16 protein-coding genes and 1 pseudogene are annotated in these 17,397 nt (G+C 44.9%); 13 read left to right on the top strand and 4 right to left on the bottom strand.

Annotated features, from left to right (window positions below; translation table 11 throughout):
- Positions 1 to 65: 65 nt before the first annotated feature.
- From F9802_RS07340 to F9802_RS07330, 3 genes and pseudogenes are all read left to right on the top strand, one after another.
- Positions 66 to 407, top strand: a pseudogene (locus F9802_RS07340) (ATP-binding protein); the annotation flags it as partial.
- Between the two features lie 140 nt (positions 408 to 547).
- Complete coding sequence (locus F9802_RS07335) at positions 548 to 1,231, top strand: phosphoribosylaminoimidazolesuccinocarboxamide synthase (RefSeq protein WP_152150514.1); 684 nt, start codon at positions 548 to 550, stop codon at positions 1,229 to 1,231.
- A 359-nt stretch (positions 1,232 to 1,590) separates the two neighbouring features.
- Positions 1,591 to 2,487 carry an endonuclease/exonuclease/phosphatase family protein gene (locus F9802_RS07330; protein WP_152150513.1) on the top strand — a complete coding sequence of 299 codons (897 nt, stop codon included), beginning with the start codon at positions 1,591 to 1,593 and terminating at the stop codon, positions 2,485 to 2,487.
- A 55-nt stretch (positions 2,488 to 2,542) separates the two neighbouring features.
- On the opposite strand, the gene F9802_RS07325 is transcribed toward F9802_RS07330, so the two are convergent.
- Positions 2,543 to 3,412: a cation diffusion facilitator family transporter gene (locus F9802_RS07325; protein WP_152150512.1), complete on the bottom strand. Its 870-nt coding sequence runs from the start codon at positions 3,410 to 3,412 to the stop codon at positions 2,543 to 2,545.
- Positions 3,413 to 3,678: 266 nt separating this feature from the next.
- Between F9802_RS07325 and F9802_RS07320 the strand changes: the two genes are divergently transcribed.
- The 7 genes from F9802_RS07320 (at position 3,679) to F9802_RS07290 (ending at position 10,439) form a co-directional block, all read left to right on the top strand.
- Complete coding sequence (locus F9802_RS07320) at positions 3,679 to 4,668, top strand: LacI family DNA-binding transcriptional regulator (protein WP_152150511.1); 990 nt, start codon at positions 3,679 to 3,681, stop codon at positions 4,666 to 4,668.
- Positions 4,661 to 5,539, top strand: a complete 879-nt coding sequence (gene rbsK, locus F9802_RS07315) for a ribokinase (protein WP_152150510.1) — start codon at positions 4,661 to 4,663, stop codon at positions 5,537 to 5,539. Before F9802_RS07320 ends, rbsK begins: the two co-directional genes overlap by 8 nt.
- The gene (gene rbsD, locus F9802_RS07310) at positions 5,539 to 5,934 is read left to right on the top strand and encodes a D-ribose pyranase (protein WP_152150509.1); all 396 of its coding nucleotides are present in this window, start codon (positions 5,539 to 5,541) and stop codon (positions 5,932 to 5,934) included. Before rbsK ends, rbsD begins: the two co-directional genes overlap by 1 nt.
- 15 nt (positions 5,935 to 5,949) lie before the next feature.
- Entirely contained in the window at positions 5,950 to 7,431 is a 1,482-nt protein-coding gene (locus F9802_RS07305) for a sugar ABC transporter ATP-binding protein (protein ID WP_152150508.1), read from the top strand.
- 1 nt (position 7,432) lies between these two features.
- Positions 7,433 to 8,383 (top strand): ribose ABC transporter permease RbsC, encoded by a 951-nt coding sequence (gene rbsC, locus F9802_RS07300; RefSeq protein WP_152150507.1) that lies wholly within the window; start codon positions 7,433 to 7,435, stop codon positions 8,381 to 8,383.
- A gap of 12 nt (positions 8,384 to 8,395) precedes the next feature.
- Positions 8,396 to 9,310, top strand: coding sequence for a ribose ABC transporter substrate-binding protein RbsB (rbsB, locus tag F9802_RS07295; RefSeq protein WP_152150506.1), 915 nt, complete (start codon positions 8,396 to 8,398; stop codon positions 9,308 to 9,310).
- 313 nt (positions 9,311 to 9,623) lie between these two features.
- Positions 9,624 to 10,439 carry a ZIP family metal transporter gene (locus tag F9802_RS07290; RefSeq protein WP_225435222.1) on the top strand — a complete coding sequence of 272 codons (816 nt, stop codon included), beginning with the start codon at positions 9,624 to 9,626 and terminating at the stop codon, positions 10,437 to 10,439.
- Between the two features lie 98 nt (positions 10,440 to 10,537).
- Here the strand turns inward: F9802_RS07290 and F9802_RS07285 are convergent, their stop codons facing one another.
- Positions 10,538 to 11,551, bottom strand: a complete 1,014-nt coding sequence (locus F9802_RS07285) for an NADP-dependent oxidoreductase (protein WP_152150505.1) — start codon at positions 11,549 to 11,551, stop codon at positions 10,538 to 10,540.
- 237 nt (positions 11,552 to 11,788) lie between these two features.
- On the opposite strand from F9802_RS07285, the gene dat reads away from it, so the two are divergent.
- Positions 11,789 to 12,622: a D-amino-acid transaminase gene (dat, locus tag F9802_RS07280; protein ID WP_152150504.1), complete on the top strand. Its 834-nt coding sequence runs from the start codon at positions 11,789 to 11,791 to the stop codon at positions 12,620 to 12,622.
- A 72-nt stretch (positions 12,623 to 12,694) separates the two neighbouring features.
- Here dat and F9802_RS07275 read toward each other — a convergent pair whose 3' ends face one another.
- Positions 12,695 to 13,168: a hypothetical protein gene (locus tag F9802_RS07275; RefSeq protein ID WP_152150503.1), complete on the bottom strand. Its 474-nt coding sequence runs from the start codon at positions 13,166 to 13,168 to the stop codon at positions 12,695 to 12,697.
- A gap of 170 nt (positions 13,169 to 13,338) precedes the next feature.
- Between F9802_RS07275 and F9802_RS07270 the strand changes: the two genes are divergently transcribed.
- Together F9802_RS07270 and F9802_RS07265 are read left to right on the top strand one after the other, a co-directional pair.
- Positions 13,339 to 15,069 (top strand): putative bifunctional diguanylate cyclase/phosphodiesterase, encoded by a 1,731-nt coding sequence (locus tag F9802_RS07270; protein WP_152150502.1) that lies wholly within the window; start codon positions 13,339 to 13,341, stop codon positions 15,067 to 15,069.
- A gap of 38 nt (positions 15,070 to 15,107) precedes the next feature.
- A complete protein-coding gene (locus tag F9802_RS07265; protein WP_152150501.1) occupies positions 15,108 to 16,034 on the top strand; it encodes a GDSL-type esterase/lipase family protein in 927 nt (308 codons plus the stop codon).
- Between the two features lie 105 nt (positions 16,035 to 16,139).
- On the opposite strand, the gene F9802_RS07260 is transcribed toward F9802_RS07265, so the two are convergent.
- Complete coding sequence (locus F9802_RS07260) at positions 16,140 to 17,045, bottom strand: AEC family transporter (RefSeq protein ID WP_152150500.1); 906 nt, start codon at positions 17,043 to 17,045, stop codon at positions 16,140 to 16,142.
- Positions 17,046 to 17,397: the final 352 nt, after the last annotated feature.

Below are 17,397 nucleotides of genomic sequence, written 5' to 3'. Positions count from 1 at the left end.
ACCTGCCGGAGAAGGGCAGGTTTTTTATGACTAGGAAACTATAAAATAATCGCGTGGCGGATAACTTTGCCTTAGTGGACGGTCAAAAGATATGGCGTGTATTTGATCATTTGATCGGCAACATTTTGAAATATTCCTTGGGAAATACAAGAGTATATAATTCTATGAAAACAGCTGGCGGCCAAGCTGTCATCACATTTAAAAACGTGACAAAGTACGAACTTGGCGACAATGTTGACGAAATGTTTGAACGGTTTAAACGCGGGGACCGCTCCCGCCACACAGAAGGCTCCGGACTTGGACTTGCTATTGCTAAATCGATCATTGACTTGCACGACGGCGCTCTCGACATCGAAGTAGACGGCGACTTGTTTAAAGTCACTGTTGTTCTTGATACAATTTATTAAACAAGGGGTGTCTCAGAATTCTCTTTGGAAGCAGTATTTGTCAGAACTGACAGAAAAAAATGTTCATCTGCTATTAATTTTTTTAAAAAAATCATGCATAATAAAAGAGGTTTCAAAAAACTGTTAAAGGGGATGACTTCGTGAAACTCATTTATAAAGGCAAAACGAAAGATGTGTATGAACTCGAAGACGGGAATTATTTATTAAAGTTTAAGGATGATGTGACAGGTGAAAACGGTGTATTTGATCCTGGAGCGAACACAGTCGGCTTAACGATGGAAGGTGCAGGCCGGGCTGGACTTAAACTGACGAAACACTTTTTTGAAATTTTAAAAGAAAAAGGCATCCCCACTCACTACATTGATGCGGATATCGAAGAAGCAACAATGACAGTGAAGCCGGCCACTGTATTTGGCAAAGGTCTTGAAGTTATTTGCCGTTACAGAGCAGTCGGCAGCTTCCTGCGCCGCTACGGTATGTATGCAGAAGAAGGACAGCCGCTTGACGCATTCGTGGAAGTGACATTGAAAGATGATGAGCGCCAAGATCCTCCGATTTCAGAAGACGCACTCGATATGCTCGGCATTCTCTCAAGCAATGAGTACAAAGAGCTGAAAGACGTAACGAAAAAAATCGCCGGTACTGTCAAAGAAGAACTCGCTAAAAAAGACATAGACTTATATGATATTAAATTTGAATTTGGCCGCACGCAAGACGGACAAATTGTGTTGATTGACGAGATTTCCGGCGGGAATATGAGAGCGTATAAACAAGGGGAATACATAGAACCGCTTCAGCTGGAAAAGTTCATGCTGGAAAAATAAAATCAAAGCAGCTCCGAGTGCATTCTTATTTGCATGAGGAGCTGTTTTGATGAAATTAACAAATAGAAGTATCTTTATTTCCAAGTACAGAGATGAAATGATCCGTTCCACAAACAAAAAGCTCTTAGAATATTTCCCGGGACGTCAGCAAATGGATGGGGCATGAACTGGCGGGCTGGATCGAAATAGCATATAGAAAAAAAGAGGGGCCTTGTATAGGCTCCTCTTTTTGATAAGCTATATGTTACCCTTTTACAAAAACACAGCAGTTTCTATACATTTTTTTAAAACATTCCCATAATTTCTTTAATATTAGTTCTCTACAATGTAGACAAGCTTAATTAAGGGAGGAAAATAAAATGAAAAATGTGTGGAAAGCGGCTGGTATGCTGCTTCTGGCTTTCGTTATGGCAGGAAGTTCTCTTTTTGGCTGGGTTGAGGCAAGTGCGGCTACAAAGGAAAAAGAGCTGAACCTTAATGTCATGTCGTTTAATTTGCGTTATTTGAATAACAATGACCCTTCACCTCATACATGGGCTGAGCGTCTTCCGACGGTCAAGCAGCTGATTCGCAAGGAAAATCCCGATATTATCGGAACACAAGAAGCGGTATATAAGCAGGTGGCGGATGTAGGAGCCGCTCTTCCCGGCTATGACTGGATTGGACTTGGGCGGCTTGGCGGAAGTAAAGGAGAATTTATGGCTATTTATTTCAATAAACAGCGTTTTATTCCGCTTGAGTGGGATCACTTCTGGTTGTCTGATACACCTCAAGTGATTGGTTCGGCTACATGGGGAAATAGCATTCCACGAATGGCCACATGGGTAAAATTTCAAGAAAAGAAAACAGGAAAACAATTTTATTTTGTGAACACTCACTTCGATCACCAATCGGCAAATGCCCGAGAAAAAAGCGCGGAACTGATCAATGAAAAAGTATCTTCATTCGATCAATCATTACCGGTTATTTTAACAGGTGATTTTAATGCAAAGCCCGATACTTTGCCTCATCAACTTTTGACAAGCAAGGGATTATTCGCAGATACATGGGAAGTGGCAGACACACAGGTGAATAGTCACATTGGTACGTTTAACGGATTTAAAGATCCATCAGGAGGAGGAGAAGGAAATCGGATAGACTGGGTTCTTTCTAAAGGAAATATCGGTGTGAAAAAAGCCGAAATCAATGACTGGACAAAAAATGGCCAATTTCCAAGTGACCACTATCCTGTTCAGGTAGAAATGACTTTGAAATAGAAAATGATGAAAAAAATCCCTGTGCATGTGCGCAGGGATTTTTTTACGTCGGGCGTTAATTAGTGCCCGGTTCAATATGAATATTCGCATCTCTAATATTATATTTTTTCAACAAAATGTCTTCGATTTGCTCGGTTATGAAGTGGCTGTCAACAACGTTCAACTGCGGATCGACGGTCACGATTACATCGACAAGCGTGAAGTTGCCGTGCATCCGGGCTTTTACGCTGCGTACATGCTGTACTTGGGATACGTGGGCAATTGTTATCCGTATTTCTTCAATGAGATCCTGATCAAACCCGTCCGTTAATGCGTGTGTCGCTTGTTTGAAAATATCCCATGCAGTTTTCATAATGATGAGGCCGACGATAAAAGCCGTTAAAACGTCGAGCCAGCCTAAACCAAACTGCGATCCGATAATGCCGATGAAGGCCCCGATGCTCACTAAGGAGTCCGAGCGGTTGTCTAAAGCTGCCGCCATAATGGATTGGCTGTTAATTTTTTTAGCTAAATGAAGGTTGTATCGATACACCATATACATGACGCCCGCACTGAAAATGGCCACCCAGGCAGTAAGCATGTCCGGCGTTTCTTCTTCTTTTAAAAAGAACGAGCGCCCCGCTTCGAGAAGGACTTGGAAGCCGACACTGATCATAATAAAAGCCGCAATTAAAGAGGCAATCGTTTCCGCGCGGAAATGACCGTAATGATGATCTTCATCAGGGGGCTTGCGGGCAATTTTAAGTCCAATTAAGATAGCGATTGAAGCAATGACGTCTGTTGAGTTATTCAGACCATCTGCCTGCAAAGCTTTCGAGTGGCCGATGTAGCCGGCCGTGAGCTTCAGTAAGGAAAGGAAAATATAAGCAGCGATGCTAAGCCAGGCGCCTTTTTCTCCTTTTTTTAATTCATCGTAAGTATCCATTTTCATGCCTCCGTGAGTATAATCTTTTTCTTCAATTAAGCATATCAGTAAAAAATCGAGTGGGTCCAGAGCAACAAGGTTGGCGCAAGGGAAAATCTCTGCACTTATAAAATACAGTTGACTGAGGCGACAAGAAACGACGAAACATAAAAGTAGCGCTTCACGATTTTTAATTGAGTGTATCTGCCAAAAATTTTAAATTGCGTTTACTTTAAAGTTATGATAAATTATGTGTAAACGGTTACATATAGAGAGGGGAACAGTTGATGGCAACGATTAAAGATGTCGCCCAAAAGTCGGGCGTATCCGTCGCCACCGTTTCGCGTGTGCTGAACGAAAAAGGCTATGTCCACGAGGAAACAAGGGCAAAAGTCGTGCAGGCGATTCAACAATTAAATTACAGTCCGAATGAAGTGGCACGATCTTTATTTAAAAGAGAGTCCCGGCTTGTTGGTCTTTTGCTTCCCGATATTACAAATCCTTTTTTTCCCGAATTGGCAAGAGGCGTGGAGGACGAACTTCAAAAGCAGGGGTTCCGGCTTTTATTTGGAAACAGTGATGAAGATCCGGTAAAAGAGCAGGCATACATTCACACGTTTTTGCAAAACCAGGTCGTCGGCCTTATTTCGGCCACTCAAGCGTCCAAGGAATTAAATGATAAGCCGCCGGCGCTCCCGACCGTGCTGCTTGACCGGACGCATGATGGCAGCTACACCGTCTATGCAGATGGCAAAGAAGGCGGAAGAATAGCTGCACGCGAGTTAATTAAGCGCGGCAGCCATAAGGTTACGGTGTTAAAAGGCCCCAGTCACATTCAGCCTGTTCAAGATAGATTTCAAGGAGCCATGGAAGTGCTCGGAAATTCAAATGTGGACTTCCATGTTATTCACACCACTTCTTTTACTTATGAAGAAGCGGAGCAGCGGGCAAAAGAGCTTTTTAGCTGCTATGCCACTACAGATGGAATTATTGCAAGCAATGATATAACGGCGGCGGCGGTACTGCATGAAGCATTAAGGATTGGAAAGTCAATTCCCGAAGAGGTGCAAATCATCGGGTTCGATGACATTCCACTCAGCCGGCTTTTATTTCCTTCGTTATCAACGATCAGGCAGCCAGCCTATGAAATGGGCAGCCAAGCCGCCCAGCTTTTACTAAAATTAATAAAAAAAGAACAAGTAACTGCACAGCACATTCAGCTGCCGGTTACATTTGTAGAAAGAAACACAACGAGGAAGGTGAAGGAACATGGTTAAAATAGCGGTAATCGGCAGTTCATCTATGGACTTAGTCGTCACTTCAACAAAGCGTCCGGGTGCAGGGGAAACAGTGCTTGGAGAGGCATTCAAAACCGTCCCTGGCGGAAAAGGAGCGAACCAGGCTGTTGCTGCGGCAAGGCTTGGGGCGGATGTATATATGATCGGCTGTGTCGGGGACGATCATTATGGAAAAGCGATCATCCAAAACTTTGAAGAAAATGGTGTAACTACGGATTATGTGGAACCGGTTACACATATGGAAAGCGGAACAGCCCACATTATTTTGGCAGAAGGTGATAATAGCATAGTCTTTGTTAAAGGAGCGAACGATGCCATTACTCCTGATTATGTGCAAAAAGCGAGAGCGATCGTTGAGCAGGCAGATATCGTGATGATTCAACAGGAAATCCCGGTTGAAACGGTGGAGTATGCAGCGGAGCTTTGTCAGGAACTAGGAGTACCGCTCCTTTTAAACCCGGCTCCTGCCCGTCCAATAAGCGAAAGCGTGCTAGAGAAAGCAGCTTATATCACACCGAACGAACATGAAGCCGCTTTACTGTTTGCTGGAATCAGTCAGGAAGAAGCACTGAAGAAATATCCTGAAAAAGTATTTATTACAGAAGGTAAACGCGGCGTCCGTTACTTTAACGGAGAAAACGAAGTTCTCGTCCCCTCTTACCCGGTCGAAGCAGTCGACACAACAGGAGCAGGAGATACATTCAATGCGGCGCTTGCCGTTGCTTTAGCGGAAGGAAAAACGATCGAAGAAAGCTTGCGATTTGCTAACCGCGCTGCTTCTTTATCCGTCACTAAATTCGGCGCACAAGGCGGCATGCCGTCAAGGAAAGAAGTAGAGGAGAGCTTGTAATGAAAAAGCACGGAATGTTGAACAGCCATATCACTAAAGTGCTGACTGATCTTGGCCATACCGATTATATTGTGATAGCAGATGCCGGCTTGCCTGTTCCGGATGGTGTCCAAAAAATTGACCTGGCATTAACGCTTGGCGTACCGAGCTTTGAACAAACAGTGGAAGCGGTAGCAGCTGACATGGTGATCGAAAAGGTGACAATGGCCGATGAAGTAAAAGCGGCCAATGAACCGGCCTTCGATTATATGAAAAAGAAATTTTCAGATACAGAACTAGAGTGGGTGACCCATGAAGTATTCAAAGTTTTAACGAAGCAGGCAAAAGCAGTGATCCGGACCGGAGAAGCTTCTCCATATGCCAATTGTATCTTACAGGCAGGTGTTATCTTCTAGAAAGAGGTGAGTATCATGCAAGTTGAAATGAAAAATATCCATAAAGCGTTCGGGAAAAACAAGGTGCTTACTGGAGTTGATTTTGATTTGCTTCCAGGTGAAGTTCATGCACTTATGGGTGAAAATGGAGCAGGAAAGTCCACGCTCATGAATCTTTTGACGGGTCTTCACTCGCTGGACGAAGGAACGATTTTAATAAACGGACAAGAGCGTTATTTTTCCAGCCCAAACGAGGCAGAAACAGGCGGCGTCGCTTTCATTCATCAGGAATTAAATGTGTGGCCGGATATGACCGTGCTCGAAAACTTATTTATCGGGCGAGAACGAAAAAATGCGTTCGGGCTATTGAAAGCGAGAGAAATGAAGGCGCTTGCGAAAGAGCAATTTGAGAAATTATCCGTCACTATTCCGCTTGAACAGGAGGCGGGGGCTTGTTCAGTTGGCCAGCAGCAAATGATTGAAATTGCGAAAGCACTTATGACGAATGCAGAAGTGATTATTATGGACGAACCGACGGCCGCTTTAACGGAAAGAGAGATTTCCACTTTGTTTGATGTCATCCACGCGTTGCGCAAGAGAGGCGTGTCCATCGTTTATATTTCTCACCGGATGGAAGAGATCTTTACTATATGTGACCGCATTACTGTCATGCGCGATGGCAAGACTGTCGATACGAAAAGGATCGTGGACACGAATTTTAACGAAGTCGTTAAAAAAATGGTTGGACGTGAACTCGAAGACCGTTTTCCTGCGCGACAGCCCGATCTTGGCGAAGCCGTGCTCGAAGTCAAAAATTTAACGAGAAAAGGTGTGTTCGAAAATATCAGCTTTTCCGTGAGAGCCGGGGAGATTGTCGGCGTCTCAGGCTTAATGGGCGCCCGCCGGACGGAAATCATGCGGGCAATTTTTGGACTTGATCGAACAGATGGCGGCGAACTATTGATTAACGGTCAAAAAACAGTGATTCATTCACCAGACCAAGCCGTGAAAAGAGGCATTGGCTTTATTACGGAAGACCGAAAAGACGAAGGGCTTGTTCTCGATTTTTCTATTCGTGAAAACATTGCTTTGCCGAGTGTGAAAAGCTTTGCTCTAAAAGGCTTGATTGATCGGAAAAATGAACAAGAGTTTGTTGATATGCTCATTAAACGATTAACAATTAAAACGGAATCAGCGGAAACGAGTGCTAAAAATTTATCAGGCGGAAACCAACAAAAGGTTGTACTCGCCAAATGGATTGGCATTGGGCCGAAAGTGCTTATTTTGGATGAACCGACAAGAGGCGTGGACGTCGGGGCGAAGCGGGAGATTTATACGCTGATGAACGAACTGACAGACCGCGGAGTGGCGATTGTTATGGTCTCCTCTGAGCTGCCGGAAATACTCGGCATGAGCGACCGCATACTCGTTGTCCATGAAGGAAAGCTGAGCGGGGAACTGATGAAAGAAGAAGCGACGCAGGAAAAAATTATGACGCTTGCTACAGGGGGGCAGTAACATGAACAAAACCGGAGTAAAACCATTTAACGACTTTACTCAGAAACTGGGGCCGCTGCTCGGATTAATTATTTTAGTCTTAATTGTATCCATTTTAAATCCAAGCTTTTTAGCTCCTTTAAATATTTTAAACTTGTTAAGGCAAGTGGCTATTAATGCGCTCATTGCCTACGGGATGACGTTCGTTATTTTAACAGGCGGCATTGACTTATCTGTCGGTTCCATTTTAGCTCTGTCAAGCGCGCTAATGGCCGGCATGATCGTTTCAGGAATCGATCCAATGCTGGCGATTTTGATTGGCTGTTTACTCGGAGCGGTCATGGGTGCAGTGAACGGCCTGTTGATTACAAAAGGAAAAATGGCGCCGTTTATTGCTACATTAGCAACTATGACAATTTATCGTGGGTTAACGCTCGTGTATACAGATGGAAACCCGATTACCGGTCTCGGCGATAACTACTTATTTCAACTGTTCGGCCGCGGCTACTTTCTCGGCATTCCTGTACCGGCTGTGACGATGATGCTTGCTTTCGCCGTTCTTTGGGTGATTCTTCATAAAACTCCGTTCGGGCGCCAAACGTATGCGATTGGCGGAAATGAAAAAGCAGCTTGGATTTCAGGAATTAAAGTACCTAGAGTGAAAATTATGATTTACTCACTGGCCGGTCTGCTTGCGGCTTTAGCCGGCGCGATTTTAACGTCCCGGTTAAATTCAGCCCAGCCAACTGCAGGTACGTCTTATGAGCTCGATGCCATTGCGGCAGTGGTCCTCGGCGGCACGAGCCTTTCCGGCGGCCGCGGGCTGATTGTCGGCACGCTGATAGGCGCTTTAATTATCGGCACACTTAATAATGGACTGAATTTGTTAGGTGTATCTTCCTTTTTCCAAATGGTCGTCAAAGGGATCGTCATTGTTATTGCCGTCTTAATTGACCGCAAAAAAGCTGCATAGGAGGGGCTCGACTTGAAAAAATTATGGATCATCTTGCTGTCGTTTTCGCTTGTTGTGTTGGGAGGATGCTCACTCGAGCCTCCTGAATGGGCGAAACCGGCGAAAAAGGACAATCTGGAAAACATTAAAATAGGTTTATCCATCTCTACATTAAACAATCCGTTCTTTGTTTCTTTGAAAGATGGAGTCGTGAAAGAAGCGAAAAAACATAACATGGAAACGATTGTGATCGATGCTCAAAATGATTCAGCTAAACAAGTGAATGACGTGGAAGACTTGCTGCAAAAAGGGGTCGACGTGCTGCTCATTAACCCAACTGATTCATCAGCCATTTCCACTGCTGTTCAGTCAGCAAACACGCTCGGGATCCCTGTTATTACGCTTGATCGTTCTGCTGACAAAGGCGACGTCGTCACACTTGTTGCTTCCGATAACGTAAAAGGCGGTCAAATAGCTGGTGATTTTATCGTTGATCAACTTGGTGAAGGAGCAAAAGTCGCTGAGCTTGAAGGTGTGCCAGGAGCATCAGCGACACGTGAACGCGGCAAAGGCTTCCATTTGACAGCCGACAAAAAGCTGGACGTTGTCGCGAAGCAAACAGCTGGTTTTGACCGGACAAAAGGTTTGACAGTGATGGAAAATCTTCTTCAAGGCCATCCTGACATTCAGGCTGTGTTTGCCCATAATGATGAAATGGCTCTTGGCGCTATTGAAGCAATCGCAAGCTCGGGTAAAGACGTGCTCGTCATTGGTTTTGACGGTAATGAAGACGCCATTAAGTCAGTTAAGTCCGGACAGCTGACGGCAACAGTTGCCCAGCAGCCGGAACTTATCGGAGAACTGGCCGTTCAAGCGGCAGGAGATACACTGAAAGGAAAAAAAGTCGAAAAAAATATTCCGGCACCGCTGAAAATGGTGACAAAATAAGAAGGACAGCTAAACCGGCAGAGAAAAAGATTTTCTCTGCCGGTTTTTTTGCATGAAAAAATGTCATGTAAATCCTCTAAAAGATAGGCTTTTCATCAGCTTAACAAAAAAATTAAGACTACAGGTTAAAGGGAAAATTAATTTGCACCCATTTTTACAATCGATAATACAATGAATCAAGTAAAAACTATTTAAAACGCCTAAAAATTTGGTGTCGATAACAAAAGTTTTCTGAGCGCAAAATGGGGATAATACAAGTGTATCTACATCTTGGGGAAAATGCATAATGGCTTGTCGGAAAGGAAGGATTCGTATGTTTATGGATTGGTTCACACAATTGAACCCAGCTGTGCAGGCGCTGCTCGGCGGCTTGCTGACGTGGGGACTAACCGTTCTCGGGGCATCCATTGTCTTTTTCTTTCGCCGGATTAATCAAAATGTGATGAATACGATGCTTGGCTTCGCAGCTGGCGTTATGATCGCCGCTTCTTTCTGGTCTCTTTTGGCGCCTTCTATTGATTTCAGCGAACAAACTGGGCAGATTTCCTGGCTTCCGCCGGCGATCGGCTTTTTACTTGGCGGTTTCTTCATTCGTCTGCTTGATTTCGTCGTTCCTCATCTTGATTCGGGTGTGGCGGAGGATCAAGCAGAAGGACCGAAAACTGGACTGCCGAAAACAACATTGCTTTTTTTAGCGATTACGCTTCATAATATTCCGGAAGGACTCGCGATCGGAGTGGCGTTTGGGGCTGCAGCAATCGGTCTTGGCGATGCATCGCTTGTCGGTGCTCTTGGCCTGGCAATAGGAATCGGCATTCAGAATATGCCGGAAGGAGCCGCTCTTTCTGTGCCGCTGCGCGGAGAAGGTATGTCGCGGCTGAAAGCCTTTAATTATGGCCAGCTGTCTGCTATTGTGGAACCGATAGCTGCGGTGATCGGAGCGACCGCCGTGCTCGCTGTTCAGCCGATTATGCCTTATGCGCTCGCCTTTGCGGCCGGTGCCATGATTTTTGTTGTCGTGGAACAGCTGATTCCGCAATCGCAGTCATCTGGCAGCAAAGATTTGGCGACACTTGGCCTTATGGCAGGATTCACCGTTATGATGATTCTGGACGTTGCTCTCGGATAAATAGAAGGCCCCGCTGCCTGTCAAAGGCGCGGGGCCAGTTTTATTTGAATGACATTTTACTCCAATTCGATTTTCTTATTTGCCGAATGGCTTTCGCATTAATCTCTCGTTCGCGGCTCGTTTACTTTCACGAGCTGCTTCCCGATATTCTCGCCTTTAAATAAGCCGAAGAATGCCTTAGGGATCTTTTCGAATCCTTCTATGATTGTTTCTTCATAAGTGAGCTTTCCTTCACTCAACCACTTGGACAAATGCTGAAACCCTTCTGGGAAACGCTCGCGGTAATCGCTGACAGTAAATCCTTTGATCAATGCGCTCGATTTAATTAAATAGTGCTGCATGCGGGGGCCTTGGTCCTCTTTTTTATTGTAAGAAGAAATAGCGCCGCACTGAACGATGCGCGCAAACTTATTCAGCAGCGGGTACACGGCATCTGAAATCTCACCGCCGACATTGTCGAAATAAACGTCGACTCCGCCGGGACAAGCTTCGGCAATCGCACTGCCGATATCTTCTTTTTGATAGTTAATGACCGCATCGGCTCCTAGTTTTTTTAAAAACTGAACTTTTTCCTCCGTTCCGGCAATTCCTACTACTCTAGCACCAGCGATCGTCGCAATTTGCACGACGGTTGAACCGACGGCGCCAGCCGCACCGGATACGACGACCGTCTCTCCTTTTTGCGGCTGGCCGATGTCCATCAGCCCGAAATAAGCGGTGAGACCGGTCATGCCGAGGATATGAAGAGAAGTAGTCACCGGTCCGAGCGAAGGATCTATTTTCCGAAAAGAATCAGCGGAAACTGCCGCATATTCTTTCCACGGAAGAGAGCCCATCACGATGTCCCCCTTTTGCAGGTCATCAGACCGGGATTCGGTCACTTCGGCCACGGCTCTGCCTTCGATTGGCTCATTTAACTGAAAAGGCTCAATGTAAGATTTGCCTTCATTCATCCGTCCGCGCATGTATGGATCCACAGATACATATAGCAGACGGACCAACACTTCTCCCTCGGACAGTTCAGGAAGCTCCGTTTCGGTGATCTTCAAATGTTCGTCTGTTGGTTCGCCTTCAGGGCGCTTTACTAAAAGAATTTCTCGGTTTTTCGTCACCACAAATCCCTCCTCTTTTCCTTATCGTACCCTTTAGCTCTAAAGAAAAACTAGCGGAAAGACTCCATATCTAATAAGAACTGCTACTATGTGCGCTTCAATCGAAAATAAATTTCGTGTATAATTGGATAAAAAGGACAGGGTCTTTCCCCATGAATCAATGGCTGAAAACAGCATAAGATTCAGTAGAGGTTTGGCCCTTTGTTTGTTTTTTTTTTGAAAAAGGAGGTGCCGTTAATGGCATTAGCATATTTTAACGGGAAAATTGTAGGAATGGATGATCCGGTCATTCCGATTGATGAACGGGGCCACCAGTTTGGTGATGGCGTGTATGAAGTGATTCGTTTTTATCAATCGAAGCCGTTCATGATGAAAGAACACCTCGACCGCCTGTATGCAAGTGCGAAAGCGATTAAGCTGGAAATTGGCAAAGATCAGGCTGAATTAGAAGAACTTATGTTGGAATTAGCAGCGAAAAGCGGCCTGGAAGATGCTGACCTTTATATGCAAGCGACGAGAGGGGTGGCGCCGAGAAATCATTTGTTTCCGAAGTGCCCGGCATCGATTTCCATGACAGTCAAACCTGCCCGCCATTTGCCGGCCGAGGTGCGCAGCCAAGGAGTAAAAGTGGTACTATTAAAAGACGAGCGCTGGCAAAACTGTTATATTAAATCGTTGAATTTATTGCCGAATATTTTGGCAAAACAAGAAGCCTTCGAGCAAAACTGCTTTGAAGCCGTGCTCGTTCGGGATGGTTTCATAACAGAAGGTTCAAGTACAAACACATTTATCGTGAAAGAGGGAAAAATACAGACAGCACCGCTGTCGAACCATATATTAGCCGGTATTACCCGGCTTGCAGTCAAAGAAATTGCTGGAGAATTACATCTCCCGTTTGTCGAAAAATCATTTACAGCGGAAGAGCTGTATGCGGCCGATGAAGTTTTTTTATCGAGCACGAGCTCGGAAGTTTTAGCCATTACATCAGCCGATGGCCGTAAGATCGGAGGCGGACGCCCAGGTGCTGTCACTAAAAAACTGTATGAAAACTTTCAATTAAAAACAAAATGATCAAAAAATGCTAGAGCCAGGCACCTCCATATTGATGGGTGCCTGGCTCTTTGTTTCGGATAGATCTTTCATTTAAGACAGCAGGCGAAAGCCCTCTTCTTCCAAATATTCGGCCGCTTCTCCGTAAGAATTAAATGTGCCGTCCAAGTTCAGACCAGCATACACATTCCACATGTCCTCTTCTTCAATAAGCAAGAGTGTATGGCCGTCGTTATTGATCCATTTTTCTTCATGAGCTTCTCCTGCGACAGCAGCTTCCTCCACTGTTTTTGGGGAAAGAGATTCAATCGCTTCGCCAATAATAGCACGCAGCTCCTCAGCCGAAAAATCACGGATATTAACCATGCCTTTTGCATCGGTTTGATAACCCGCTAATTCTCCTGCATACACAAAGCCGTTGCCATTCGGATGAAGGTGATATACGACATTCTTTTTTTCAGTGACGCTGTCAGCAAAGTGAAAGTTGACTCTTCCGAGAGAAACGTCTTTCCGTTCCAGTTGAGGAAAAGATTCAATAATCGACAATTTTTCATTAAAATTCAGCATATTGCCTCCAAGTTTTGAATATATAATAGCTCTCATTATAGCATACCCAATTTAGGGACGTTTTTTAACTTTCGTGACTTCATCACTTACTTTTCGAGGTTCTTTTGATAAAATGAAAGAAAATGTAAAATTCCAAAAAAATATACATAAGACAATAAGGAGAGTGAATCATGAACTCACCCAGACAAAGCAGCACAGATAATAAGACAAATGCCTTGCATCAGGCAGAAGCATTTGCCAGTTTACTTACTGTTATGACTCCGCTGAATATAAAAATATTAAATGCTTTGCCGGTTAATATATTTTTAGAAGATAGAGACGGACGGACAGTATTTGCCAATAAACTAGCTTGTGAGAAAAACGGCAAGCCGCTTGATGAACTTGTCGGCAAAACCGTGTTCGACTTTTTTTCACCAGCTGTAGCTGAAGAGATCCGCCGCCATGATTTGGAAACGTGGGAACATAAGCAGCTAAAGATAAGAGAAGCGGTCGCTGATTTCCAAGGGAAACCAACTCATATGCTCACGGGTACAACAATTATCCAGGCGGAAGAGGAAGAATACTTGCTTGGCTTTTCATTTGATATAAGTGAACGAGTGGAGGCAGAAGAGAAAATGGAGCAGCTCGCTTATTATGACCCGCTTACCGGTCTGCCAAACCGCAGCTACGTGGAACACTACGGTGATAGTTATTTAACGGCCGATCAACAACGCTTATCTGCCCTGCTCGTCTTTGATTTAGATTTCTTCAAAAAAATTAATGACAGCCTCGGTCATGAAGCAGGAGATTTGCTTCTCCAGGAAACGGCGAGCCGTTTGAAAACATTGGAAACGGAGAATATATTGGCGGCACGCGTCAGCGGAGATGAATTTGCGCTTCTTTTTTCAGGAGTGGTTCATGAGAGTGAAGTATTAGCGCTTTGTGAGAAGGTAGTAGATTTATTTCAAAAGCCATTTACTGTTCTCGACAAAAAAGTATCGATTTCCGCGAGTATCGGCGTCAGCATATATCCGCAACATGGAGAAAACATGCGTTCTCTTTTTATTAATGCGGATATAGCCGTACATGACTTGAAGCGCAAAGGGAGGAATGGCTGCCAATTTTTCGCCGCCTCAATGAAGGAGGCAGCTCACCAGCGCTTAGAAACAGAAATTTTACTTTCTCAAGGGTTGGAAAAAGAAGAATTTATTCTGCATTATCAGCCTAAAGTTCATATAAGCACGGGTAAAGTATACGGCATGGAGGCACTCGTGCGCTGGAACAGTGAAAACGGACTTGTTTATCCAGGAGACTTCATTGAACTGGCGGAAGAAACGGAATTGATCATTCCGCTAGGGGAATGGGTGCTACGGGAAGCGTGCCGCCAATGCAAAGAATGGCACGAATTAGGGCATACTCATTTAAAAGTAAGCGTCAATGTGTCCGCTGTGCAATTTCAAAAACAAAACTTTGCGGAGCTTACCGCCTGCATCCTTGCAGAAACAGGTTTACAGCCGGATGCGCTTGAGCTTGAACTGACCGAGAGCGCTGTGATGGAACAGCCCGAAGAAGCGGCGGCCATTCTTTCGCGCTTGCAGCAGCTCGGAGTGTGCATTTCTATTGACGACTTCGGCACCGGCTTTTCTTCATTTAGTTATTTAAAGCGGTTTCCGATGAACGTGTTAAAGATCGATCGTTCTTTTATCGAAAACATTGAAGAAGAAAAAGCAGACGCAGCGATTGCAAAAGCGATGATCAGCCTGGCCCGCAACTTGGATTTAATGATCGTGGCTGAGGGAGTAGAGAACAAAAAGCAAATGGATATTTTAAAAGAAGCGGATTGTGATGCCGCACAAGGCTTTTTCCTTAGTCATCCGCTTGATGCCGATGCTTTTCTAGATTACCTGGAAAGCAATAAATAAAACGAACCCATTTTGCCGAATGAGAAAGGAAGGTTTTCTTGAAGAAACGAATTTTTCTATATATGACCGCAGTTTTTCTGCTGGCGTCGTCCATTCTGCCCGTGAAAACCTATGCGGCCGGCATCCAGTACGTGGCACTCGGCGATTCGCTGGCAGCCGGTCAAACGCCAAACAAGGAAATCGGCGCAAGCTACACGGATTTAATAGCATTTGCTCTGCAGCAAACAGGCCAGCTGTCCAGCTTTTCAAAGAACTTGGCCTTTCCCGGTTACTCAACTGAGCAAGTGCTGGAGCAGCTTGAAAAGAAGAAAGCACGCGCTCTTATTCAAAAAGCAGATCTTATTACGATTTCCGCCGGAGCAAACGATTTGCTGCCGCTCATTCAAAATGATGCCGTGCGGGGAATGCTCAGCTACGAAGCGATTCCTGTTGCTTTTTCCTTAAACCGTGTGCGCAAAAACTATATAAAATTATTTGAACAAATTCGAGCAATCAACCCGCATGCTGATATTTATGCAATGGGTTATTACTTTCCATATCCGCACGTGAAGGAAGGACAAAAACCGTCTGTAGCAGGGCAACTTGAAATTTTAAATAAGATTATCGAGCAAGAGGCGAAAAAAGCCGGCGCCCACTTTGTTCCGGTTGCTGACCAATTTGGAACAAACGCCGACTCGCTCATCCCGAACCCTAAGGATGTGCATCCCGCCCCTGCAGGTTATTTAAATATGGCAAACAGCTTTCTCGAAGTGTACGCACCCGGCAGCCCGCCGATCCCACAAAGCGTGCTGACGCAGCTGCCTGCACCAATTCCTTTTTCCAAGTTGAGAAGCGGGCAGCGGGCAGAAACAGAAAACCCGGCTGCTGAACAGGAAAAAGCAAAAGAAACGGAAAAAGAAGCGGAGGAAACGAGTTCCACCGCTTCTGAGCCGATTAAAAGCTGCAAGCGCGGGGAATATGTGTAAATGGCAAGAAGCCTTTCCGGGACGAAGGGAAGGCTTCTTGCTTTTTAAAAGCTTTCGCTTATAAGGCGAGTAAATTGATTTTCTAGTCAGTAAATCGTTGTGAAATTACACACCCAAATAAAAAAGTGTCAATGGGATCGTCACAATGCTTAACAGTGTCGTGATCAGCGTCGTAAACGAAACAAGGTCAGGCTCTGTGCCAAATTGGATGGCAAACATCGTCGTGTTTGCTGCGGCTGGCATGGCTGCTTGTAAAATCAGGACGTCTTTCAGCAGTTCGTTAATCGGCATAAAACTGACAATTACCACAGCGAGTGCCGGTGAGACGAACATACGAATCAACGTAACTGCGGAAACGTATCGGTAAGCGACCCGTTTTCTTGCGATGACAGCGAGCTGCATGCCGAGGACGAGCATCACCGTTGGAATGGAAGCATCGGCAATCAGGCTGATCGCTTCCATAAATGTTTTCGGGATATGTATAGATAATAGCTGCAGAGCGACTCCGGCCAGTGCGCCATGAATGACTGGCATGCGGACGACGCGCTTGAGAGAATCTTTTAAAGAAGCTTCTTCTTCGCCGCCGAGCGAGGCAAAAAAGAGTCCGATTGTGTTCATGAGAAACGATTGAAATACCATCATAATCACAGCGTAATCAAATCCGACCGCCCCAAAGGCAAAAAGCACGACAGGAGCCCCGTAATTGCCGCTGTTCATGAAGGCGCCGCCGAGCATCATAGCGGACATTTGCGGCCTGGAAGCACGCATGAAGTAACTCGTCAGACCGACGATAAGAACAAGCCCGAAACTAAGGGCAAGGCAAAATAAAACAATATAAAAATATTCCATCGTCAATTCATTGGCATAAAATGTCCGAAAAGCGAGGAACGGGGACATAATATAAAGAGCAGCCATGGAAATAGAGCGGATATCAAAACCGATTATTTTTTGGCCAAGGAAGCCGGTGAAAAAAATCATAAAAGCCGGCAATACGATCATAAGCAATTCCACAAACATTCATCTCCATCTGGTCAGCATTCTTTCTATTAATCGTAACAGAAATCACTAGTTCAGACTACAGGGATCGGAAAGGAAGGTAATAAAAAAGGTTATCTCAAAAGCCTCTTTTGTGTAACTTTTATTTATTATTGGTTAACGCGCATACCTTGGCGATTCCTGTGCATAAATTGGACGTGAGCGTGCATAAACTCGTGCAACGTGTGCACAAAGCCTGGTGATCGGCGCATAAGTCTGTTTGTTGTGCACAATTCAACGATTTCCGTGCAGAAAATTGTCATAGCCGTGCATAAACGCCAATGATCTGTGCATAACACCAAAAGGGGGCCGTTCTAAAAGTCTTTTT

It is taken from the genome of Bacillus aerolatus, assembly GCF_009183655.1.
In the GTDB taxonomy this organism is placed as follows: Bacteria; Bacillota; Bacilli; order Bacillales; family Domibacillaceae; genus Pseudobacillus; species Pseudobacillus aerolatus.
The sequence above is the reverse complement of the archived record's forward strand: the minus strand, read 5'-3'. Positions and strand labels throughout refer to the sequence as shown.

What these genes read in the sequence shown, in the direction of transcription:
- F9802_RS07330 (WP_152150513.1), top strand. Translation starts at nt 1,591, where the DNA reads ATGAAAAATGTGTGGAAAGCGGCTGGTATGCTGCTTCTGGCTTTCGTT.
- F9802_RS07305 (WP_152150508.1), top strand. Translation starts at nt 5,950, where the DNA reads ATGCAAGTTGAAATGAAAAATATCCATAAAGCGTTCGGGAAAAACAAG.
- F9802_RS07275 (WP_152150503.1), bottom strand. Translation starts at nt 13,168, where the DNA reads ATGCTGAATTTTAATGAAAAATTGTCGATTATTGAATCTTTTCCTCAA.
- rbsD (WP_152150509.1), top strand. Translation starts at nt 5,539, where the DNA reads ATGAAAAAGCACGGAATGTTGAACAGCCATATCACTAAAGTGCTGACT.
- rbsC (WP_152150507.1), top strand. Translation starts at nt 7,433, where the DNA reads ATGAACAAAACCGGAGTAAAACCATTTAACGACTTTACTCAGAAACTG.
- F9802_RS07325 (WP_152150512.1), bottom strand. Translation starts at nt 3,412, where the DNA reads ATGGATACTTACGATGAATTAAAAAAAGGAGAAAAAGGCGCCTGGCTT.
- F9802_RS07290 (WP_225435222.1), top strand. Translation starts at nt 9,624, where the DNA reads ATGTTTATGGATTGGTTCACACAATTGAACCCAGCTGTGCAGGCGCTG.
- dat (WP_152150504.1), top strand. Translation starts at nt 11,789, where the DNA reads ATGGCATTAGCATATTTTAACGGGAAAATTGTAGGAATGGATGATCCG.
- rbsK (WP_152150510.1), top strand. Translation starts at nt 4,661, where the DNA reads ATGGTTAAAATAGCGGTAATCGGCAGTTCATCTATGGACTTAGTCGTC.
- F9802_RS07270 (WP_152150502.1), top strand. Translation starts at nt 13,339, where the DNA reads ATGAACTCACCCAGACAAAGCAGCACAGATAATAAGACAAATGCCTTG.
- F9802_RS07320 (WP_152150511.1), top strand. Translation starts at nt 3,679, where the DNA reads ATGGCAACGATTAAAGATGTCGCCCAAAAGTCGGGCGTATCCGTCGCC.